At 71.1% G+C, this 20,532-nt stretch carries 21 protein-coding genes; 10 read left to right on the top strand and 11 right to left on the bottom strand.

Annotated elements, in window-relative coordinates; genetic code table 11:
* Positions 1-5: 5 nt before the first annotated feature.
* The 3 genes from AB3M34_RS16720 to AB3M34_RS16710 are packed head-to-tail and all read right to left on the bottom strand — an operon-like array spanning position 6 to position 3,470.
* Positions 6-1,190 (bottom strand): MBL fold metallo-hydrolase, encoded by a 1,185-nt coding sequence (locus AB3M34_RS16720; RefSeq protein ID WP_370615634.1) that lies wholly within the window; start codon positions 1,188-1,190, stop codon positions 6-8.
* Entirely contained in the window at positions 1,183-2,472 is a 1,290-nt protein-coding gene (locus tag AB3M34_RS16715) for an MFS transporter (protein WP_370615632.1), read from the bottom strand. The genes AB3M34_RS16720 and AB3M34_RS16715 overlap by 8 nt, the downstream gene beginning before the upstream one ends.
* A 53-nt stretch (positions 2,473-2,525) precedes the next feature.
* Complete coding sequence (locus tag AB3M34_RS16710) at positions 2,526-3,470, bottom strand: LysR family transcriptional regulator (protein WP_370615631.1); 945 nt, start codon at positions 3,468-3,470, stop codon at positions 2,526-2,528.
* A gap of 118 nt (positions 3,471-3,588) precedes the next feature.
* Here AB3M34_RS16710 and AB3M34_RS16705 point away from each other — a divergent pair, with 118 nt between their 5' ends.
* The 6 genes from AB3M34_RS16705 (at position 3,589) to AB3M34_RS16680 (ending at position 9,868) form a co-directional block, all read left to right on the top strand.
* Positions 3,589-4,719: an FAD-dependent oxidoreductase gene (locus AB3M34_RS16705; RefSeq protein ID WP_370615629.1), complete on the top strand. Its 1,131-nt coding sequence runs from the start codon at positions 3,589-3,591 to the stop codon at positions 4,717-4,719.
* Positions 4,720-4,749: 30 nt separating this feature from the next.
* The gene (locus AB3M34_RS16700) at positions 4,750-5,688 is read left to right on the top strand and encodes a VOC family protein (RefSeq protein WP_370615628.1); all 939 of its coding nucleotides are present in this window, start codon (positions 4,750-4,752) and stop codon (positions 5,686-5,688) included.
* A gap of 6 nt (positions 5,689-5,694) precedes the next feature.
* A complete protein-coding gene (locus AB3M34_RS16695; RefSeq protein WP_370615626.1) occupies positions 5,695-6,681 on the top strand; it encodes a fumarylacetoacetate hydrolase family protein in 987 nt (328 codons plus the stop codon).
* 65 nt (positions 6,682-6,746) lie between these two features.
* Positions 6,747-7,916 (top strand): alpha/beta hydrolase family protein, encoded by a 1,170-nt coding sequence (locus AB3M34_RS16690; RefSeq protein WP_370615624.1) that lies wholly within the window; start codon positions 6,747-6,749, stop codon positions 7,914-7,916.
* Positions 7,913-8,890 carry a cyclase family protein gene (locus tag AB3M34_RS16685; RefSeq protein ID WP_370615622.1) on the top strand — a complete coding sequence of 326 codons (978 nt, stop codon included), beginning with the start codon at positions 7,913-7,915 and terminating at the stop codon, positions 8,888-8,890. Before AB3M34_RS16690 ends, AB3M34_RS16685 begins: the two co-directional genes overlap by 4 nt.
* 342 nt (positions 8,891-9,232) lie before the next feature.
* Entirely contained in the window at positions 9,233-9,868 is a 636-nt protein-coding gene (locus AB3M34_RS16680) for a methyltransferase domain-containing protein (protein ID WP_370615621.1), read from the top strand.
* On the opposite strand, the gene AB3M34_RS16675 is transcribed toward AB3M34_RS16680, so the two are convergent.
* Positions 9,846-10,262, bottom strand: coding sequence for a MerR family transcriptional regulator (locus tag AB3M34_RS16675; RefSeq protein ID WP_370615619.1), 417 nt, complete (start codon positions 10,260-10,262; stop codon positions 9,846-9,848). The genes AB3M34_RS16680 and AB3M34_RS16675 overlap by 23 nt on opposite strands.
* A gap of 86 nt (positions 10,263-10,348) precedes the next feature.
* Here AB3M34_RS16675 and AB3M34_RS16670 point away from each other — a divergent pair, with 86 nt between their 5' ends.
* On the top strand, positions 10,349-11,290 hold the full coding sequence (locus AB3M34_RS16670; protein ID WP_370615618.1) for an MBL fold metallo-hydrolase: 942 nt from the start codon (positions 10,349-10,351) through the stop codon (positions 11,288-11,290).
* A 13-nt stretch (positions 11,291-11,303) separates the two neighbouring features.
* Here the strand turns inward: AB3M34_RS16670 and AB3M34_RS16665 are convergent, their stop codons facing one another.
* The 7 genes from AB3M34_RS16665 to AB3M34_RS16635 form a co-directional block, all read right to left on the bottom strand.
* Complete coding sequence (locus AB3M34_RS16665; protein ID WP_370615616.1) at positions 11,304-12,788, bottom strand: MFS transporter; 1,485 nt, start codon at positions 12,786-12,788, stop codon at positions 11,304-11,306.
* Between the two features lie 79 nt (positions 12,789-12,867).
* Entirely contained in the window at positions 12,868-13,290 is a 423-nt protein-coding gene (locus tag AB3M34_RS16660) for an organic hydroperoxide resistance protein (protein ID WP_370615614.1), read from the bottom strand.
* Positions 13,287-13,763 (bottom strand): MarR family winged helix-turn-helix transcriptional regulator, encoded by a 477-nt coding sequence (locus AB3M34_RS16655; RefSeq protein ID WP_370615612.1) that lies wholly within the window; start codon positions 13,761-13,763, stop codon positions 13,287-13,289. Before AB3M34_RS16655 ends, AB3M34_RS16660 begins: the two co-directional genes overlap by 4 nt.
* A 115-nt stretch (positions 13,764-13,878) precedes the next feature.
* Complete coding sequence (locus AB3M34_RS16650) at positions 13,879-15,222, bottom strand: lipase family protein (protein WP_370615610.1); 1,344 nt, start codon at positions 15,220-15,222, stop codon at positions 13,879-13,881.
* Positions 15,223-15,686: 464 nt separating this feature from the next.
* Positions 15,687-15,980 (bottom strand): ankyrin repeat domain-containing protein, encoded by a 294-nt coding sequence (locus tag AB3M34_RS16645; protein WP_370615609.1) that lies wholly within the window; start codon positions 15,978-15,980, stop codon positions 15,687-15,689.
* 22 nt (positions 15,981-16,002) lie between these two features.
* Positions 16,003-16,734, bottom strand: a complete 732-nt coding sequence (locus AB3M34_RS16640) for an anti-sigma factor (RefSeq protein ID WP_370615607.1) — start codon at positions 16,732-16,734, stop codon at positions 16,003-16,005.
* Positions 16,721-17,308, bottom strand: a complete 588-nt coding sequence (locus AB3M34_RS16635) for an RNA polymerase sigma factor (protein WP_370615605.1) — start codon at positions 17,306-17,308, stop codon at positions 16,721-16,723. The genes AB3M34_RS16640 and AB3M34_RS16635 overlap by 14 nt, the downstream gene beginning before the upstream one ends.
* A 138-nt stretch (positions 17,309-17,446) precedes the next feature.
* Between AB3M34_RS16635 and AB3M34_RS16630 the strand changes: the two genes are divergently transcribed.
* The 3 genes from AB3M34_RS16630 to AB3M34_RS16620 all read left to right on the top strand — a co-directional run bounded on the left by AB3M34_RS16630 (position 17,447) and on the right by AB3M34_RS16620 (position 20,510).
* The gene (locus AB3M34_RS16630; RefSeq protein ID WP_370615603.1) at positions 17,447-18,004 is read left to right on the top strand and encodes a hypothetical protein; all 558 of its coding nucleotides are present in this window, start codon (positions 17,447-17,449) and stop codon (positions 18,002-18,004) included.
* Between the two features lie 75 nt (positions 18,005-18,079).
* A complete protein-coding gene (locus AB3M34_RS16625; protein ID WP_370615601.1) occupies positions 18,080-19,690 on the top strand; it encodes an amidohydrolase in 1,611 nt (536 codons plus the stop codon).
* 76 nt (positions 19,691-19,766) lie between these two features.
* A complete protein-coding gene (locus tag AB3M34_RS16620; protein ID WP_370615599.1) occupies positions 19,767-20,510 on the top strand; it encodes an N-acetyltransferase in 744 nt (247 codons plus the stop codon).
* Positions 20,511-20,532: the final 22 nt, after the last annotated feature.

Genomic DNA, 20,532 nt, shown 5'->3' with positions numbered 1-20,532 from the left:
CCAGGCTAGGCGCGTCGTCGACCGACCGGCAGCTCCATGAGGTCCTCACCGACGACGAGCCGTCCCGAGTAGCCACGCTGCGCCTTCCGCCACCGCGACATCGGATTGGCGCCCGGCACCATGTGCGAGAGGACGAGGTTCTTCGCCCCGGCAGGCTCCGCGACGTCGCGGCCGACCTGCTCGATCGTGGTGTGCGCGCCGAGGAGGTGCTCGCGGACAGCGGGGCCCACGTCAGCGGGGAGCGCCGCGGTCAGGTCGTCGACGAAGACCGGGTCGATGACTTCGTGGACCAGGTAGTCGCAGTCCTGCGCGAGGTCGATGAGGTTCTCGCTCACGGTGGTGTCACCGGAGACGACCACCGAGCCGTCCGGGGTGTCGAACCGGTACGCGAACGCAGGGGCCGTCGGGTGGTGATCGACGAGCGTGGCCGTGATGCGGACGTCGCCGTCCTCCCACACGGGGATCGGCGCGTCGAGGCGCGGTGGCTTGCCGAGCGGGTCCACCGTCCAGACGCCGCTCAGATCGATGTCGTGGACGTCGAACATCGCGTCCGGAGCGGTGAAGTTGCTGTCTCGAAGCCGGTCGTTCACGTCCTGCGCGAACGCCTGGCGCAGGTAGCCGGTCATGCCGCTGATCCCCGGCGTCGGGTCGTCGGGCGAGACGAGCGCGGGCGCCGGCCGGTTCGGCGGGAACACGCGCGGAAGCGTGTCGCGGCGGCCCGGGCCGAACACCTGGATCGCGCCGTCGGTCCTGCCTGTCGCGTTCATGCTGCCCGTCACGTAGGTGCCGGGCCAGTCGACCGTGTGGTCGCTGTGCAGGTGGGTGAAGAACACGCCGCGCACGTTGGTGAGGGCCGATCCCAAGCCGTTGTCCGGTCCGAGTCCGCTCTGCGCAAGACGTTGGAAGGCGCCGAGCCCAAGGTCCACGACGTACACGCGGTCCTCGAACACGACGGCGGTCGAGACGCCCGCGCGCGTCGCGTCGACGTACGCCGGTCCGCCGGCGGTGCCGAGAAGCACCAGGCGCGTGCGAGCCGGACGACCTCGCCGGTGCGCGGGCGCCCCTGCGGCGGCAGACGGTACGGCGGTGGCGAGCGCGCCGACGGCGGCGGACGCGCCGAGGACCTTCAGGAAGCGGCGTCGTCCCGGGTCCGGCACGGACGACAGGGCGTTCGAGATGACGTCACACATGGACGCGCACCTTCGGGGTGCGGGGAAGGAGGGTCTTCGCGGCGACCGCCATCACCAGGGAGGCGATGCCGACCACGACGAGCGCACCCCCGAGCCCGCCGAGCGCAGCGGTGAGCCCGACGACGATGAGCGGGCAGAAGAACTGGCCGATGAAGAAGGCGGCGGTCCAGAGTCCCGTGCCGCGGCCCCGCAGCTCGAAGGGCAGCGACGAGATCGCCCACGTGACCAGCGTCGGAAGCATGAGCCCCGTGCCCGCGGAGGCGACGACCGCGCCGATGGCCGTGACCGCCACCGATCCCGCGATGCCGATCACGACGATGCCGGTGCCGGCGAGACCCGCGGCGATGGGGAGGAGCGTCGCGGTCCCGCGGCCCGACACCCGCCCGAACACGAAGGCGCCGGTCGCCGTCGCCGCCGACGCGATCGCGCTGATCGCACCGATCGCGGCGGTGGACTCGACGCCGAGGTCGTCGAGGGCGTACGAGAGCTCGACGATCGGGGTGTAGAACACGACGCCGCCGACGAGGGTGAAGAGGATCGGGGCGCGGAGGGTCCGCCACGGGATCGGCGGAAGCGCGTGCGCCTGCGCCGCCGGCGACTCCGTACGTGCGTGCGGCTGCCACAGGACGGTCGCGGCGAGCACGGCGAAGACGAGGCCGGACGCGTACAGCCAGAACGGGGTCCGCCAGCCGAACGACCCGAGCGCACCGCCTGCGGCGAAGAACACGGTGGCGGCGAGTGCGGTGAACACCGTCTGCAGACCCAGCCAGCGGTCGCGCTCGCGCCCGGAGAAGTAGTCGGCGATCAGCGTCGTGCAGCACGTCATGATCGCGGCTTCGGCGACGCCGACGCCGGCGCGGCTCAGCACGATCGCCGGGAGCGGCTCGAGCCACAGCGGCGCGGTGCCGAACAATGCGTAGACGACGAGGCCGCCGACCAGGAGCTGCTTGCGTCCGAAGCGGTCGACGAACCTGCCGGCGAACGGTGCGAGCACTCCGATCATCAGGGCGGGCACCGTGAGAGTGATCGGCACGAGCGCGTCAGCGCCTGCCGTCGCCTCGAAATGGTCCTGCATGCGCGGCAGGACCGGGGCGAGGAGCACCGAACCGAGCACGGGGAGGCAGCTGATCAGCATGAGGAGGAGGCCCTGCCGGCGACCGGCCGACCGGGGAGGGGCTGGCGGGTTCGCACTTCCGGCGAGGCCGGTGCCGGTGTCTGTCATCGTGTGCTCCAGGTCCAGGGAGCGGCGCAGCGGAGGTGCGCGCCGTGTGACGGGCGTCACGACCAGAACTGTGCGGCCTCGGCGTGGCAGCAGGGAAATCGATTGTGTTGGGGTCAGGTATCCATAGCGTCGATGCTGCGGCGTCCGATGTCGTCGCCGACGTCCCGAAGAATCTGGCGCAGCCACTGGTGTGCCGGGTCGGACCGGAACTGCGGGTGCCACCAGAACGCCTCCTTGAGCGGCACGACGTCCCAGGGGCACGCGAAGACACGGATGCCGGCGGCGGCCGCGAGCCGATGGGCGAGCTGCGCCTGGAGCACCGCGACACGGTTCGTCCCGGCGACGAGGAACGGGATCGCGAGGAAGCTGTCGACCACGATGTGCACGTCGGGCTCCACCCCGATCATCCGAAGCTGCCGCGCAGCCGGTGCGAACGCGGTGGGCAGGTTGTACGTCGCGACCCACGGCAGCGCGGCGACGTCCTCGAGCGTGAGCGTCTCGCCGACCCGGTCGTTGTCCTCGGACACGACGCACACCCAGGTGTCCTCGTACAGGTCGACGGCAGGGATGTCGCTGATGAAGCCGTGCGGCAGGACGATGCCGTCGAGCGTCCGCAGCGACTCGCGAGCGTGGTCGACCGCGGCCGGGGTGTTGGGGACGAACCGCAGGCGTACGCCGGGTGCCTGTCGAGCGACGGCGGTCGCGAGGTGGTCGCCGAGGATCGTGGCGCCGTAGTCCGAGACCATCAGCGTGAACTCGCGGTCGGCCGTCGCCGGGTCGAAGTCGGAGGAGGCGTCGAAGACACGCTGGACGCCTGACAGGGCCGTGGCGGTCCGTCCGGCGAGCTGCTCCGCGAGCGGGCTGAGCGAGTACTTGTTGCCCGTACGCTGCAGCAGCTCGTCGTTGAAGTGGCGGCGAAGGCGCCCGAGAGCGGCCGACACGGCGGGCTGGCTCAGTCCGAGCCGCTCCGCCGCGCGGGTGACGTTGCGCTCCTGGAGGAGCGCATCGAGCGTGAGCAGCAGATTCAGGTCGAGATTGCGCAGGTTCTGGCCGGCCATGACGCGAGCATAAACCTCGCTGATGGTGGGGATAGCCAAGTGGCGGTTCCCAAATAGTGACGCAGACCGCAGAGTGGTCGTGGTCACAGCCGGTCATCAACCTCGCAGGAGCCGTTCCATGCCCGCAGTCAGCAGTGCCCTCGTCGTCGGGGCCGGTGCCGCCGGCACCGCCACCGCGATCCTGCTCGCCGAGCAGGGTGTCTCCGTCGACCTCGTGGAGATCAAGCCCGACATCGGCGCGCTGGGATCCGGCATCACGCTGCAGGGCAACGCGCTGCGCGTCCTCCGCGACCTCGGCGTGTGGGACGAGGTCCGCGCGGAGGGCTACCCGTTCGACTCGCTCGGGCTCCGGGCGCCCGACCCGCACGGCACGCTGATCGTCGAGATGGACGACGCCCGCACGGGTGGCCCCGATCTGCCCGCGACCCTCGGCATGTATCGCCCGACCCTGGCCCGGATCCTCGTCGACCGCGCCGTCGAGGCCGGCGCGAAGCTGCGCCTCGGCACGACGTGCACCGCCCTCGTGCAGGACACCGACGGCGTCGACGTGACCTTCACCGACGGCTCGGTCGGCCGGTACGACCTCGTGGTCGGCGCGGACGGCATCCGGTCGTGGACGCGCCGCGCGATCGGCATCGAGCTCGAGACCGCGAGCACCGGCATGGGGATCTGGCGCGCCTTCGTCCCGCGGCCGGAGGCGGTCACGCGCACCGACCTCGTGTACGGCGGCCCCTGCTACATCGCCGGCTACTGCCCGACCGGTGAGGACTCGATGTACGCCTACCTCGTCGAGGACGCTCAGGACCGCAGCGCCCTGAGCCCCGAGGACTCGCTCGCCGTGATGCGTGAGCTCGCCTCGGGCTACCACGGACCGTGGGACGAGATCCGTACGTCGCTGACTGATCCGTCGCGGGTCAACTACACGTGGTTCGAGACGCACGTGCTCGACGCTCCGTGGAACCGCGGCCGCGTCGTCGTGATCGGCGACGCCGCCCACACGTGCCCGCCCACGGTCGCGCAGGGCGCCGCGCAGGCGCTCGAGGACGCGGTCGTGCTCGCCGAGCTGCTGACCTCGCGCGACCGCCTCGACGGCGACCTCTGGGCCACGTTCACCGAGCGCCGCTTCGAGCGCGCACGTGCCGTCGTCGCGGCATCCGTGCAGCTCGGGCAGTGGCTCCTCGACCGCGAGCAGGGTGACGTCCCGGGCCTCATGGGCCAGGTCGCCGCACTGCTCTCCGACCCCGCCTGACTCCACCGATCCCAGACCGGGAGAACCTCCATGACCGAACGCCTCATCACGCACCTGCGGCACGTCGACCTCGCCGTGCCCGACTACGCGCAGCAGCTCGAGTTCTACACCTCGATGTGGGGACTCACGCCGGAGACCAGCGACGACGGCATCGCGTTCCTCGCCGCGGCCGGCTCGCCGGAGCAGTACTCCGTACGACTCCGTCGCGCGGACGAGAAGCGGCTCGACCTCGTGTCCTTCGGCGCCGCGAACGCCGCAGACGTGGACGCGATGGCCGAGCAGCTCGGCCGCGACGGCGTCTCGCTCATCACCGAGCCCGACAAGCTCCAGACGCCGGGCGGCGGGTACGGCTTCCGCTTCTTCGACAACGACGGCCGGACGATCGAGGTCTCGTCCGACGTTGCCGTGCGCCAGCACCGCAAGGTCGAGGAGGGCGAGTCCGTCCCGGTCAAGCTCTCGCACGTCGTCGTGAACTCGCCGAACCCCGAGCAGACCGTCGCCTTCTACGAGAAGCACCTCAGCTTCGCCCTGTCCGACACCCTGTTCTCCCCGCACATGGGCGAGGTCATGTGGTTCATGCGGACCAACCCCCAGCACCACAGCTTCGCCGTCGCACGGGGGCCGCACGTCGCGCTGCACCATGCGTCGTTCGAGATGCGTGGCATCGACGAGTACATGCGGGGGACCGGTCGCCTCCTGCGGGCCGGCGTCGAGAAGGTGTGGGGGCCTGGTCGCCACATGGCCGGCAACAACACCTTCAGCTACTTCCTCGACCCGCACGGCAACACCCTCGAGTACACGACCGAGCTCGAACGCCTCGACGAGGACAGCTGGCACCCGCACATCTACGACTTCTCCGACCCCGAGGTCACCGACCAGTGGGGCACCGCGAACCCGATGAGCGAGTTCGTCGCGAAGCAGTCGTTCAACGATCCCGACCGCGGCGTCTTCGTCGCGCCGCCGGTCTGAGCCCGCATGAGACTCGCCAGCTTCATCGAGGTCGACGGTGCGGCGGCGCCCGTACGAGTCGGAGTGGTCACCGACGAGCGGATCCATCCGTTCGACGACGCGCTCACGATGCGTGAGGTCGTCGAGCGCGGTCTCCCGTACGCCCTCGCAGCAGGGGATGCCGCGCTCGCACGACGGGGACTCCCGCTCGACGGAGTCCGGCTGCTCGCGCCGCTCGAACCGGCGAGCGTGCGTGACTTCGTGGCGTTCGCCGAGCACGTCGAGGGTGTGCGCCGCAGCATCGACGGGGCCTCCGGGGTGCCCGACGCGTGGTACGACGCGCCGACGTTCTACTTCACCAACCCGCACCGCATCTTCGGCCCGGGCGACGACATCGCCTTCCCGGCGCACAGCATCGCGCGCGACTTCGAGCTCGAGGTCGCCGTCGTCGTCGCGGAGCGGGGTACGTCGCTGACCGTGGAAGACGCCGCCGCCCACGTCTTCGGGTACACGCTCTTCAACGACTGGTCGGCGCGCGACCTCCAAGGTCGGGAGATGCAGGTGAGCCTGGGCCCGGCGAAGGGCAAGGACTTCGCGACGTCGATCGGCCCGTGGATCGTCACCGCCGACGAGTTGGCGCCGTACCGCGACGACGACGGCTTCCTCGACCTGTGGTGCACGGTCCTGGTCAACGGCGTGGAGGTCGGGCGTGACCTTCTCTCCAACTCCGGCTGGACGTTCGAGGCGATGATCGCGTACGCCTCGCGCGACAGCGCGGTGGTGCCCGGCGACCTGCTCGGCTCGGGGACGGTCGGGAACGGCGGGTGCCTGGCGGAGCTGTGGGGTCGCCACGGACGGCAGGAGCCGCCCCCGCTGCGCGACGGCGACACGGTCACCATCACGGTCGAGCACCTCGGTGCTCTGACCAACCGCGTGACCTCCGCGCCGCCGGTCCCGCCGATCCCGCCACCGCGGCGGCGGGATCCCGCCCGGGCACGAGGAGCAGACGCATGACCGCGCTCCGCCCCGCCTACCAGCCACCCGTCCCTGCCTGACCGCACGCAACCGAAGGACCCACCATGTTCGAGTACTTCCCCGGCAACTACGTCTGGAACCTGGGCGTCGTCGCGACGCTCAACAGCGGCGGGCAGATCGACGAGGTCGACCGCGCCTGCCGGCCGATCCGCGAGCTCGCCGCCCAGGGTGCCGACGTCGGCACGAGCGCGTTCATGGCCTCCTGGCGCGCCGTCGCCGACCAGCTCGAGGACCAGGCGCTCGAGGCGGAGAAGGCAGGTCACCTCGAGACGGCAGGACAGGCGTACTTCCGCGCGTCCGTGTACGTCTCGCAGGCCGAGCGGATGCAGAGCGCGCACGCGCCAGAGCGCAACGCGGAGTACCAGCACAGCGTCGACCTGCTCGTGAAGTCCTTCGAGCTGCTCGATCCGCGCACCACGAAGGTCGAGGTGCCGTACGGCGACACCAGCCTCCCGGCGTACTACTGCGACGCGTCGACCGACGGCGCGCCTGCGCCGGTCGTGATCATGTGGAACGGCCTCGACTCCACCAAGGAGATGATGGTCGGCGCCGGGTTCCACCACCTGCTGGCGGCACGAGGCATCTCGACACTGATGGTCGACTGCCCCGGCAGTGGAGAGGCGCTGCGGCTGCGCGGGCTGACCGCACGGGTCGACACCGAGGTGTGGGCGGCCGCGTGCGTCGACTACCTCGAGGAACGCGACGACGTCCGTGCCGACCGGATCGGGCTGGCCGGCTGGTCGCTCGGCGGCTACTTCGCGCCGCGCGCCGCCGCGTTCGAGAAGCGGCTGGCGCTGTGCGTCGCGTGGGGCGCCAACCACAACTGGGGTGCGGTGCAGAAGCGCCGCCTCAACCGCGAGGGCGAGAACCCGGTGCCGCACTACTGGGACCACGTCATGTGGGTGTGGGGCGAGAGCGACCTCGACACCTTCATCGAGAAGGCCGAGGCCGTGCACCTCGACGGGGTCGTCGAGAAGATCACGGTGCCGTTCCTCATCGCCCACGGCGAGAACGACCGGCAGATCCCGCTCGACTACGCGCACCGGTCGTACGAGCAGGCGGTCAACAGCCCCAAGCGCGAGCTGCGGATCTTCACCGCGCAGGAGGGCGGCGCCGAGCACATCGGGCTCGACCACCTCGGTCACGTCGCGACGTACATCGCCGACTGGGTGTCCGACACCTTCGTCGAGCTCGACGCCGGGGCAGACGCGTGACGCCCGAGGAGCTCGACCGTACCGATCCCGAGGGCGCGATCGCGGCCGCCGCGAAGCGCGTCTCCAACTGGGGGCGCTGGGGCGCCGACGACGTCCGCGGGACGATGAACTTCCTCGACGCCGGTACGCGGCGCGGGGCCGCCGGCCTCGTTCGGACGGGGGAGTCGTACTCGCTGTCGCAGTCCTTCGACATGGACGGTCCGCAGAAGGGCTGGCGGCGCCGGACGAACCCGATCCACACGATGCTCGACACGGGTACGGACGCCGTCGCCGGTATCCAGGGCTTCCCGCACGGCCTGGGTGGCGCGGACGACGTCGTCACGATGCCCCTGCAGTGCTCGACCCAGTGGGACGGGCTCGGACACATCTTCGATCACGGCGTCGCGTGGAACGGACGGCCCGCGGGGGAGGTGGTCACGAGCCTCGGTGATGGCGTGACCGGGATCGAGACCGTCGCCGACGTCGTCGCAGGGCGTGGCGTGCTGCTGGACGTCGGGCGCGCGATCGGCTCCGACGGCGAGCTCCCCGACGGCTTCGCGATCACTGAGGAGCACCTCGCCGCGACGATCGAGGCGCAGGGTCCGACGTCGGAGGTGCGACGCGGCGACATCGTCGTCGTCCGCACCGGACGTCTCGCACGAGCGCGACGCGACGGGTGGGGTGACTACGCCGGCGGTGCGGCGCCCGGTCTGTCCTTCACGACCACCGACTGGCTGCACCGTACGGAGATCGCGGCGGTCGCGACGGACACCTGGGGCTTCGAGGTGCGTCCGAACGAGTTCGACGAGGCCTTCCAACCGCTGCACCAGGTCGCGATCCCGCACATCGGGCTGTTCATCGGGGAGATGTGGGACCTCGACGCTCTGGCCGGCGCCTGCGCGGACGACGGCGTGTACGACTTCTGGCTGACCGCTGCACCGATCCCCGTCACCGGAGCGGTCGGCGCGCCGGTCAACCCGGTCGCCGTGCGCTGAGGTGGCCCACCCCCGCTGGTCGAGACCGCCCCACCCCCGTTGGTCGAGGCCGCCCCACCCCCGCTGGTCGAGGCCGGAGCGTTAGCGGAGGATCGAGACCTGGGTCTCGATCGCTTCGCGCCCCGACCAGCGGAAGTTCCGTTGTGGGTCGAGGCCCCCCTCTTTCCGTTGGTCGAGGCCGGAGCGTTAGCGGAGGATCGAGACCTGGGTCTCGATCGCTTCGCGCCTCGACCAGCGGAGAGGGTAGGGGCGCCTCGACCAGCGGGGTGGGGTGGGGCGCCTCGACCAGCGGGGCGGCTGCGGCGATCTGTGCGGCGCGCGTCGCGCCCACAGAATCGAGTGGTGAGCATCCGCCTCGTTGAGACGATTCCGTTCGGCCATCTGACGATCTCCTACGACGGGTCCGTGCTGACTCCACGGGCGTGGACCGAGCGCCAGTCCCAGCTCGCGGTCGAGCTCGCCGAGCAGTCGCCGGCAGGACCCGTGCTCGAGGTGTTCTCCGGCGCCGGGCAGATCGGTCTGCTCGCTGCTTCACAGATGGAGCGTGATCTCGTCCAGGTCGACGTGGACCCCGGCGCATGCGCGTTCGCCCGGGCCAACGCGCACGCTGCTGGCCTCGCGGTCACCGTCGACGTCCGCTGCGGCGCACCGGAGGACGTGCTCGCCGAGGCCGAGAAGTTCGCCGTGGTCATCGCCGACCCGCCATGGGTCCCCACCGACGACATCGGCCACTATCCCGAGGATCCGCCGCTCGCGATCGACGGTGGGGTCGACGGCCTCGAGCTCGTACGGCACTCCGTCGAGGTGGTCGGCCGTCATCTTGCCGCCGGTGGTCACGCGGTGGTGCAGGTCGGCCCGTGTGAGCAGGCCGAGGCGTTGACTCAGGCCGTGCGCACCATCGAAGGACTCGAGTGCATCGGCGCCGAGGAGTTCGACCGCGGGGCTCTCGTGGTGATCAGGAGGGGCGCGCCCGGCTGAGGCTGCTCGGTCGCGCTCGCGCCACCAGCCCGGAGCACTCGTTGCAGTCGGACACGACGGGGTGCGCGCACGTCACGACGTGGGAGAGGAACCGGTCGGCGAGCTCGAGGTCGGCGACCTGCTCGGCGATGCTGGCGCGCTTGGCGGCGATGATCTCGAGCCGGTCGGCCCGCTCCGCGGCGGCGAGCTCGCGGACCTCCGCGAGCGAGAGTCCGGCGCGCTGGCAGATCTGGATCATCCGCGCCTGAGCAAGCGTCTGGCCGTCGTAGACGCGATGGCCCGAGGGGAGTCGCGGAGGGCGGAGCAGCCCGACGTCCTCCCAGTGGCGCAGGACGTGTGCGGCGATCCCGAGGACGGCGGCAGCGTCCCCGACCCGCATCTCCGTATCGGGCATTGGCCACCCCTTTACTTCAGGTCGACCTGAAGTTATACCGTCCCGGCATCGATGGTCAAACCCGACGACGGAAGGCGGTCACCCCGGTGTCCGATCAGGTTCGCTCACCCAGCTTCACCGCATGCTGCGCAGCAGCCGCAGGTCTCGTGACGGGCATGGTGCGTCCGCGCCCTCGTGACGAGCGGTTCCTTCGCAGCCTGACCGACGCGGGTCTCCCGCCTGCGACTCGGACCGTCACGATCACGCCGCTGCGGCAGGTCTCCCGGCCGGTCCCGACCGCGATGATCGTGGAGGGTCGCCGGAACCCGCGGCACATCCCCAACGCCCTCCAGTCCTTCGTGGTCACCCACCCGGAGGCCACGTTCCTGGTCGACCCGAGCCTGTGCCTCGACGCCGAGCGTCGCGCCGTCGCGCAGCTGCCGGCAGTCCTCCGAGCTGTGATGAGCCCGCCGGGCCGTACCGTGCCGACCGTCACGGCACTTGGTGAGCTCGACCCGGCGCCGATGCTCGACTTCGCCCTGCCGACCCATGCGCACTGGGACCACGTGTGCGGCCTGCTCGACCTTCCCGACCTCCCTGTCCACCTGCATGCGCGCGAGCGCGACTGGGTGATGGGCGGTCGCGTCGCGCCGGTCGGAGGCGTGCGGGACGCGCTGCGGGGGCGTCCCACCGTCGCGTACGACCTCGACGGCCCGCCCGTCCTCACGTTCACCGCGAGCCACGACCTCTTCGGCGACGGCTCAGTGGTGCTCGTCGATCTCGCGGGCCACACGCCAGGAAGCGTCGGGGTCCTCCTCCACACCGACGGAGGGTGGGTGCTGCTCGCCGGTGACGCGGCGTGGCACGGCCTGCAGGTCGAAGATCTCCGACAGAAGTCCGCCTTCCCCGGTGGACTTGCCGATGAGGACCGGGGCGAGACCTTTCGGACGCTGCACCGGCTCCATGCCGTCAAGGATCGCGTGACCGTCGTCCCCACCCACGATCCGCAGGCTGCTCGACGTCTGCGAGAAGCCGTCGTCCCGCGCTGACGTCGCAGGGCGGTCAGCGGCGAGCGGTCGCCGACGTGGGCAGCGTGTGCAGCGGCGAGGCCGCTGACGCGGCGGCGTCGTCGAGCGTGCCGCGCGCCTCACGGTGGCGCTTCATCAGGACCGCGAGAAGCACCCCCGCCGCGCTGACTGCGGCCATGACCCAGGACGCCGCAGCCAGCCCTCCGGCGAGCGCCTCGCCGTCGGTCGCACCGTCGTCGAGCCGGTTCGAGATCACCGACGCGTTGACCGTCGCCGCGACGGCGGTCGCCACGGCGGCACCGACGTAGCGGGCCATGTTGGAGACGCCGGATGCCGCACCCACGTCGTCGGCGTCGACGCAGGCCGTCGCTGCGGACGACGCCGGGCCGTTCGACAGACCCATGCCGACGGCGATGGCGATCAACGGCAGCAGGAACGCGAGGTAGCGCCAGTCCGACTGGGTCAGCCCGACGACGGCGAACCCGATCGCGGTCACGAGGAAGCCGAGTGCCACGACCTGCCGTCCGCCGAACTTCCGCGCGAGCCGGGGAACGAGCGGCGCGACGAGGACGAGCCCGACCGTCGCGGGGAGCGTCGCGAGCCCGGCCTCCAACGGAGTGAAGCCCAAGGCATCGGGGTTCTGGAAGTAGAGGCTGAGCAGATACATCAGCGCGTTGATCGTGCCGGCGCCGATGAGGATGGCGATCGTCGCGCCGACGAGGGTGCGGTTGCGCAGGAGCGCCAGGTCGAGGAGCGGCACGCTGACCCGCTTCTCGACGGCGACGAACGCGAAGCCGGCGAGCACCGCGACCACGACGCACCCGATCGTGGCGACGCTGAACCATCCCCAGTCGCTGCCCTTGCTGGTCGCGAGCAGGATCGGGCTGAGCGTGAGCGCGACGAGGACGGCTCCGCCGTAGTCGATCGAGCGAGAACGTGTCTCGTCTCTCGACTCGGCGACGTTCGCGAACGTCATCAGCATGCAGGCGACCGCGATGCCGGCGTCGATCCAGAACAGACCCTGCCACCCGGTCAGGTCGACGAGCACGCCACCGACGAGAGGTCCTGCGGCCGCGCCGACGGCGGCAGCCGCGCCCCACAGGGACACGGCACGGAGCTGGGCCTCGCCCTCGTTGGCGACCGACAGGAGGCTGAGCCCGCAGGCGAGGATCGTGGCCCCGGCCGCGCCCTGGATGAGCCGGCCGATGATGACCATCTCGCCGGTGTTCGCGAGTGCGATCAGGATGCACGACGCGACGAAGAGCAGGAGGCCGAGCTGGAAGACCCGCTTGCGGCCGAAGACGTCGCCGAGCGCTCCCGACGTCACGATCACCGCGGCACCGACGAGCGAGTAGCCGGTCACCGCCCACTGCAGGGTGTCGACCGACGTGCCGGTGTCCTCGCTGATCGCCGGGAGCAGGATGCTCACGGCCGACGTGTTGGCGTTCACGACGAGCGTGGACAGGCACGTCGCCGCAAGCACGCCCCCTGCCTTCGCGGTCGTTGCATCCGTCGTCACGGGCACACGCTAGCGTCGGAGGCGCCGGCCCGCACTGTGGTTGTGGGCCGGCACCTCGTACGACGAGCCGCGGAGGCCGTCAGTCGTCGGTCACGACGAGCGTGACCTCGATGTTGCCGCGGGTGGCGTTGGAGTACGGGCAGACCTCGTGAGCCTTCTCGGCGAGCTTCTCGGCCGTCGCCTGGTCGACGTGCGGAAGCGTGATCTCGAGCTCGACGGCCAGGCCGTAGCCGCCGCCTTCGCCCGGACCGAGCGACACGCGAGCGCCTACGGTCGAGTCGGCGACGTCGACCTTCGCCTGGCCGGCCACCAGCCGCAGGGCGGAGTGGAAGCACGCGGCGTAGCCGATCGCGAACAGCTGCTCGGGGTTCGTCCCGTCGCCGCTGCCGCCCATCTCCTTGGGGATCGCGAGATCCACCTCGACGCGGCCGTCGGAGGAGCGGCCGTAGCCGTTCCGGCCGTCTCCGGTCGCGAGGGCTTCGGCGGTGTAGAGGGGGGTCATGGGATGTCCTTTCGTCGGGACAGCTCGTCTGGGGACGAGTGGTGTCGGGACTCTTCGAGGGATCGGGTGAGCTGGTGGACCGCCTGGAGGAGGTCGGCCGAGTCGCTCAGGCTCAGGCCTGTGGCGGAGAACGCCTGCCGGGGAACGTCGCGGGCGAGCTCCTGGAGAGAGCGCCCCTCCGGCGTCAGGGCGACCTCGACCACGCGCTCGTCCTCGGCCGAACGCTCGCGCGCGACGAGGCCGCGGGACTCCAGCCGTTTGAGGAGCGGCGACAGGGTGCCGCTGTCGAGATGGAGACGTGCGCCGAGGTGACCGACGGTCAGGCGCTCGTCCTCCCACATCACGAGCATCACGAGGTACTGCGGGTACGTGAGCCCGAGTCCGTCGAGCAGCGGACGGTACGACGCGGTCATTGCGCGGGACGCGGAGTAGAGCGCGAAGCACAGCTGCTGGTCGATGGTCGGCATGGCCATGAGCCATGTATAGCGCGCAATTCAGTTGTGCACAACTTAAATTCGTCGGACGCAACGACGCCCCTGCGCCAAGGGGGTGCTGCGCAGGGGCGTCGTCGGCTTGTGCCGTGTCAGGTCACGGCATGACCGGGACCCTCCAGCAGTTGGAGAGCGTCCACCGGCCGGCGAGCCGGTCCTCGAGCCAGTCGAGCGCCGAGCCCTGGTCTTCGATCAGCGGGAGGAAGTGGTTCGTGAGCACGACCTTGTCGCCCAGGTTCGGCAGATAGATCGGGTGGTACGTGACGTTGGCGCCCTTCTTGCACCAGTCGACGGCGAGCTGGCGCGCCTGGCCGTGGGGAACGGTGTCGTCGGCGATGCCGGTGGCCACCCGGACCGGGGTGGCGGGCTTGAGTCGTCCGATGCGCTGCGCGTCGACCGCCGCCTTGATGACGGGCTCGCGCGCGACGACCTCGCTGAGGGAGATGCCCTGCTTCGTCCAGTCCTTCGTCCTCGCGAACGGGTAGCTCAGGATCCCGTCACCGACGCACGTCGTGGCGATGTCGGCCAGGGCGGCGCGGCCCTTGTCGTTGGTGTAGGCGTCGACCAGCGGACGCAGCTCGGGGTAGGTGTGCGCGAGACCGTTGACGGTCCATCCGGCAGCGGCCGCGAGGGCGCTCCCGTCGATGCCCGGCAGTGTGCGCGCCAGGTCGGCCGGCGGAGCCCCGACGTACGCGCCGGCGAGCGTGAGCTCCGGGGCGTAGGTGGGCTGGAGCTCGGCCGCCGCGCCGGTCGCGCCGCCGCCCTGGCTGTAGCCGTACAGTCCGACCGGCGACCCGCTGGTGATCGACGTGTTCGGCAGGGCCCGCGTCGCGCGGACGGCGTCGAGGACGGCGTGAGCCTCGTCCAGTCTGTTCACGTAGGTGTGGACGCGGTCGGTCGTCCCGAGACCGGCGTAGTCGGTGACGGTCACGGCGATGCCGCGGGCGAGCAGCCGGTACGCGGCGAGGTTCTCGTAGCCCACCGACACGGTGATGCCGTCGCTGAGTCCCAACGTCAGCGGGTTCTCGAGGGCGAGCGACGCGGCGCACTGGTCGCCCTGGCCCATCGTCCCGGGGGCCAGGACGACGAGCGGTCGCGGCCCGTTGCCGGTCCACCGTGCCGCTGGCTCGATATATGCGGCGGTCACAGCCACCGGCTGCCCGTGCGTGTCGGTGGACTTGTACATCAGGCGCGTCGCGGTGCCGGGGAGCTGGCGCCCGTCGAGGCCCGGCAGGCGGAGGCCGAGCTGGAGCGGTTCGGTGCGGACGAGCGCGCCGTTGGCTGCGGGCAGCGTGGCGGGCGGGTTGTAGAAGGTCGGGATCTTGACGCCTCGGGAGACGACCTGGTCGCCGTCGGCGGCTGAGGCGGGGACCGCCTGGATGCCGACGAAGGCGAGGGCGGACAAGACCGCGGCCAGGCATGCGATGCGCAGCTGCTTCACGAGTGACTCACTCCTGTGGTTCGTGGACGTCCCGCGAGCCGGGTCGTCCAGGGTGTGTCGGAGTGCGTGCACCCGCGGTGGCAGGCGACGGCGCAGCTGTCCGGACCGGCCCGCTCCCTGGGTCCCTCCATGCGGGCGGCCACGTCCTCGCCTCAGTGCGGCGGCGACGTTACTGGCTGGTAACGGAGTGTAGAACGCTGTGACGCGGAGTGACAAGGGGAGTTGCTAGTAGCCGTCTGACAGCGCGCGTGGAGGAGGTTCGCGCTGCTGGGACCGTTCACGTCGGACGGGGGGCCGTTGCCGACGCTGCGGGGAGTGCCGCGCACAGCCTCGAACGGCGAGCCGGACGACGCGTAGACCCGGGGTGGTCTCCGAGCGGGTCGAGCTCGCGGTCGGCGCAGCGCGAGCAGCTGCTCGAGCGCCTGCAGGTCCTCGCCGCGGTCGACGAGCGCACCACCTGATGGTCACCCGCCGAGCGACCGGAGCCTGACCTCGAGTGCGCCGAGTCCCGCCTGCCGTGCCGCCTCGACCGGCGTGCACTCGTCGAACACCGAGGCGAGGCGAGGGTTGGCGCCGTGGTCGAGGAGAAGGTTCGCGACGTCCTCCTGACCGTCGAGGATGCAGGCGACCAGAGCGGTCGACTGGAACTCGGGGTGCGCGTAGTCGACGTCGACTCCTTGGTCGATGTGGAACCGGACCAGCTCGACGTCGCCCTTGCAGGCTGCGTTGAACATGTCCTTCCAGTCACCACCAGACATGGTCTCTCCCTACTCCGTCCTGCTAGCCGTCGGCGGCGAGGCGGCCTCGGGCGACGCTGGTCGCCGAGTGCGCGGGGTCGCCGTCGAACGGTTCGAGCGAGATGTCCACCGAGTCGTACGCGGCGAGGTCCACGCCCGACGGGACGGCGAACGTCTCAGAGTCCTGGTCCATGACGCCGAGGGCGATCATGCCGTTCGTGGTCGGGTCGAGGAGCCAGGCCTGGAAGAAACCGGACCCGGGCGACCCGGTGTCGGCGAGGTCGATCGTGACACGACGTGTGCCACCGTCGTCGACGACCGTCGCCGTCCCCTGCGCCGACTGCCCCTCGAGCGGGATGAGGTCGCCGCTCGCGACCACCGAGCCGTCGTCACGCCCGTCGGACGGATCCTCGCCGCGGTCGACGACGAGGAGCATCCCGACCACCGCAGCAGCGACGCCTGCGACGAACGCGGTGACCCGGATAGCCACCTCACGCCGGCGTGAGCGGTGCTCGAACGGCACGACCGTCCCTGGCGGTGAGGCCCCGGGCGCGGGCTCGGCGACCGCACTCTGGATCCTCGTCCACACCTCCGGCGGCGGACTGACGAGCGGCGGCCGGTCAGCGGTCAGGAGGTCTGCGGCACGCAGCGTCCGAGCCAACTCTGCGACGTCCCCGCTGCACTCGTCGCACTCCTCGATGTGGCGGCTCGTGTCGTCGTCGACCGGGTCACCCATCGCGTAGGCGGCGCGTAGCTCTTCGTCAGGATGGCTCATCGGTCACCTCCACGAAGTCGCGCAGCTGGATCAGGCCACGGCGGATGTGGCTCTTCACGGTCCCCAGCGGGAGGCGGAGCTGCTCGGAGATCTGCGTGTGCGTCAGGTCCGACATGAACGCCAGCTCGAGGATAGTGCGGCGCGGCTGGTCGACCTGGGACAGGCCCTGCGCGATGACGACGGAGTCGATGACCGCTTCGGTCCGCGCCGTGTCCGTGAGCGGGTCGGCGTCGTTGCCGACCCGTGCGGTGAGGCGGGCGTCGCGCGACTGGCGCGCACGATGGTCGGCGATCACGTGACGAGCGATCCCCACGAGCCACGCCGGCAGGGGACGCTGGGTGGGATCGAACCGGACGCGTCCCCGCCACGCCTCGACGAACACCTGCTGAGTGATGTCGTCGGCCGACGCGTGGTCGGTGGCGCGGAGGGCGAGCGTGTGGACGAGCGCCGACCACCGGGCGTACGCCTCCTCGAGCGCCGCGTCGTCCCCACCGCGGAACCGCTCGCCGAGAGCGGCAACGGCTTCGGGTTGCTCGGCACCGGGAGAGCGGGCCGAGAAGCGGGCACGTCTCACGATGGTCTCCAGATCTCGGTGCGTCGAGTCTTCCAGACCAGAATCCGCCTTTCAGAACGATGCATCCAAACACCGGAGCCCAGCGGAAGTACTCACAAGGACCGGTTCGTCCGGTACACCCGATCGAGAGGTGGACTCATGCTGAGATCCAAGGTCATCGGAGCGTTCGTCGCGCTCGTCGCGGGACTCGGTCTCGTCGCCGCAGGGACGGCGCCAGCCGAGGCGCACGCCCGCCACAAGACCGGCTACACGCAGGTCGTGGTCGCTCCGGACGTGTACGCGCTGGTGGCAGGCGCGGGCATCACCCCGGCTCCGATCGAGGGCGCGAAGGCAGCCCCGTACAAGGACACGCTCGCCGCGAAGTTCCCGATCACCGGGTACTCGCTCGGCAAGCTGCGGATCAAGCACAGCGGTGGCATCAGCCTCACGGCGGGTGCGGCGACGATCTCGCTGAAGAACTTCTTCATCGACCTCGGCCGGCTCCGGGTCAGTGGTGAGGTGTCCGGCTCGATCGGGGACGTCGGACGTGCCGACCTGTTCAAGATCGGCCTCTCCGACCGGCGCGACCTCGGCGTCGTACGGCTCCGTCTGACCGACACGGCCGCAGGCGCCCTGAATGCGACCTTCGGTGTCGAGGCGTTCAGCGCGGGCGACACCTTCGGGTACGCGACACCGAAGCCGTTCTCGCGCTTCTGACCTGCGAGGACCCCACGCGAGGTGCCTAGGATCGGTCGGTGACGTGTCCGCGTCACCGACCGATCGGAGGCCCAGGTGCCGGAGTCGACGCTCTTCGTCGGAGGTTCCGTCTTCGACGGCCATTCGTACGCCGGCGCCGCGGAGGTGCTGGTGCGCGACGGTCGCGTGGTCGGTGTCGGGCCAGACCTGGAGCGCGATGGCGCCGAGGTCGTCGACGCCGCGGGTGGGCTGGTTGCGCCCGGGTTCGTCGACGCCCACGTGCACGCCGTCCAGGGCGGGCTGGAGCGGATCCGTTGCGACCTCACCGCCGGCGGCACGCGCGAGGACTACCTGCGGATCGTCGCTGCGTACGCCGAGGCGCACCCGGAGCTGCCCTGGATCCTGGGCGGTGGCTGGGCGATGTCGGCGTTCCCCGGCGGGACCCCGACCGCCGCGGAGCTCGACGCCGTCGTCCCCGACCGACCGGTGTGCCTCCCCAACCGTGACCACCACGGCGCGTGGGTCAACAGTCGCGCGCTGGCGCTCGCCGGGGTCGACGCGTCCACGCCCGATCCGCCGCACGGACGGTTCGAACGCGACGCCGCCGGGCGTCCGACCGGCACGCTGCACGAGGGGGCGATGCACGTCGTGGCGCGCCTCGTGCCCGCGACCACCGACGCCGAGTACGACACCGCGCTGCTCGAGGGCCAGCGCTACCTGCACTCGCTGGGCGTCGTCGGGTGGCAGGACGCGATCGTCGGCGCCTACGCAGGCATGGACGATCCTGGCCCGGCGTACGTCCGTGCGGCCGCGCGCGGAGACCTCACCGCGAGCGTCGTCGGGGCGCTCTGGTGGGACCGCGAGCGTGGCGAGGAGCAGGTGGAGTCGCTCATTGCGCGACGCGACGCGTACTCGGCCGGACGGTTCCGTGCGACCAGCGTGAAGATCATGCAGGACGGGGTCGCCGAGAACTTCACCGCAGCGCTGAGCGCGCCGTACCTCGACCGCTGCGGACACGCCACGACCAACGCCGGGCACTCGTTCGTCGATCCCGACGCGCTGCGCCGGTACGTCGCCCGGCTGGACGCCGAGGGCTTCCAGGTGCACGTGCACGCGATCGGCGACCGCGGGGTACGAGAGGCACTCGACGCCTTCGTGGGCACCGACCCGCGCCGCCGTCACCACCTGGCCCACCTGCAGCTGGTGCACCCGGACGACGTTCCCCGGTTCGCCGAGCTCGGCGTCGCAGCGAACCTGCAGATGCTGTGGGCGTGCCTCGACGAGCAGATGGCCGACCTCACGCTTCCGTTCCTCGGCCCGGTGCGGTCCGGGTGGCAGTATCCGTTCGGCGACCTGCTGCGTGCCGACACTCTGCTCGTCGCCGGGAGCGACTGGCCGGTGAGCAGCCCCGACCCGCTCGAGGCGATCCACGTCGGCGTCAACCGCTGGGCGTACGGCGAGCCGGGGGCGGGCGGCAGCGAGCCGTTCCTGCCCGATCAGCGTCTTCCGCTCGAGGCGGCGTTCGCGGCGTACACGTCCGGCTCGGCGTGGATCAACGGCCGCGACGACGCGGGCGTCCTCCGTCCCGGCGCCACGGCCGATGTGGTCGTGCTCGACCGTGACCCCTTCACCGGGCCGGTGGATGAGGTCGCGGCTGCGAGCGTGACGTCGACGTGGATCGACGGCGTGCCCGTCCACCGGGCCTGACGGCCGCGCAGCGGACCTGCCGATCCACGCGGAACACGGTCGCGCGTCGGCGTCGACGCCGGTTAGCGTCAGCCCCATGGACATCGAGGTGGTGACGCTGGCCGAGCGGCCGGAGCTCGAGCCGCTGCTCGGCGGGTTCGACGCGGCCTGGCCCGAGTTCATGCAGTGGGATCCGATCGCGCCGCTCTACTACTCCGTGGTCGAGGAGTGCTACCCCGAGTTCGTGCAGATCGCACTCGACGCCGCCGTGCCGGACCGCGCGGTTGCGGTCGCGTACAGCGTCCCCGTCGCCTGGGGCGAGGAGCCCCTGCCGCCCGGCGGGTGGGACCGGATGGTCCAACGGTCGGCGATGAACCGCATCCTCGGCACACCGACCACGATGGTGTCCGCGCTGGAGATCTGCGTCCAGCCGGACAAGCGCGGGCGCGGCCTGTCGTCGGTGATGCTGGCGGCGATGCGGGCGAACGCCGAGCGACACGGCTACGCGACGCTCGTCGCCCCCGTCCGCCCGAGCGCGAAGCACGAGCGGCCCGACGAGCCGATGAGCGAGTACGCCCGCCGCCTGCGTCCCGACGGCCTGCCGGAGGATCCCTGGCTTCGGACGCACGTCAGGGCAGGTGGCGTCGTCGAGGGAGTCGCGCCCCGCTCGATGTCGATCCCGGGGACCCTCGAGGAGTGGCGGCGGTGGACCGGGCTGGCGTTCGATCGGTCAGGCCCCGTTCACGTCCCGGGCGCGCTCGCGCCGGTGCACTGCGACGTCGACCAGGATCACGCCGTCTACGTCGAGGCGAACGTCTGGGTCCGCCACCGGATCCGCTGAGGCCGCTCGGCCCCGCTCGCCG

This window comes from Mumia sp. Pv4-285, from assembly GCF_041320275.1.
Lineage (GTDB): Bacteria > Actinomycetota > Actinomycetes > Propionibacteriales > Nocardioidaceae > Mumia > Mumia qirimensis.
This window is presented reverse-complemented; position numbering and strand designations above follow the sequence as displayed.

Coding starts and splice junctions, on each gene's coding strand:
- AB3M34_RS16690 (WP_370615624.1), top strand. CDS start 6,747: ATGTTCGAGTACTTCCCCGGCAACTACGTCTGGAACCTGGGCGTCGTC.
- AB3M34_RS16710 (WP_370615631.1), bottom strand. CDS start 3,470: ATGGCCGGCCAGAACCTGCGCAATCTCGACCTGAATCTGCTGCTCACG.
- AB3M34_RS16700 (WP_370615628.1), top strand. CDS start 4,750: ATGACCGAACGCCTCATCACGCACCTGCGGCACGTCGACCTCGCCGTG.
- AB3M34_RS16705 (WP_370615629.1), top strand. CDS start 3,589: ATGCCCGCAGTCAGCAGTGCCCTCGTCGTCGGGGCCGGTGCCGCCGGC.
- AB3M34_RS16655 (WP_370615612.1), bottom strand. CDS start 13,763: ATGGCCATGCCGACCATCGACCAGCAGCTGTGCTTCGCGCTCTACTCC.
- AB3M34_RS16720 (WP_370615634.1), bottom strand. CDS start 1,190: ATGTGTGACGTCATCTCGAACGCCCTGTCGTCCGTGCCGGACCCGGGA.
- AB3M34_RS16620 (WP_370615599.1), top strand. CDS start 19,767: ATGGACATCGAGGTGGTGACGCTGGCCGAGCGGCCGGAGCTCGAGCCG.
- AB3M34_RS16695 (WP_370615626.1), top strand. CDS start 5,695: ATGAGACTCGCCAGCTTCATCGAGGTCGACGGTGCGGCGGCGCCCGTA.
- AB3M34_RS16640 (WP_370615607.1), bottom strand. CDS start 16,734: ATGAGCCATCCTGACGAAGAGCTACGCGCCGCCTACGCGATGGGTGAC.
- AB3M34_RS16660 (WP_370615614.1), bottom strand. CDS start 13,290: ATGACCCCCCTCTACACCGCCGAAGCCCTCGCGACCGGAGACGGCCGG.
- AB3M34_RS16630 (WP_370615603.1), top strand. CDS start 17,447: ATGCTGAGATCCAAGGTCATCGGAGCGTTCGTCGCGCTCGTCGCGGGA.
- AB3M34_RS16675 (WP_370615619.1), bottom strand. CDS start 10,262: ATGCCCGATACGGAGATGCGGGTCGGGGACGCTGCCGCCGTCCTCGGG.
- AB3M34_RS16645 (WP_370615609.1), bottom strand. CDS start 15,980: ATGTCTGGTGGTGACTGGAAGGACATGTTCAACGCAGCCTGCAAGGGC.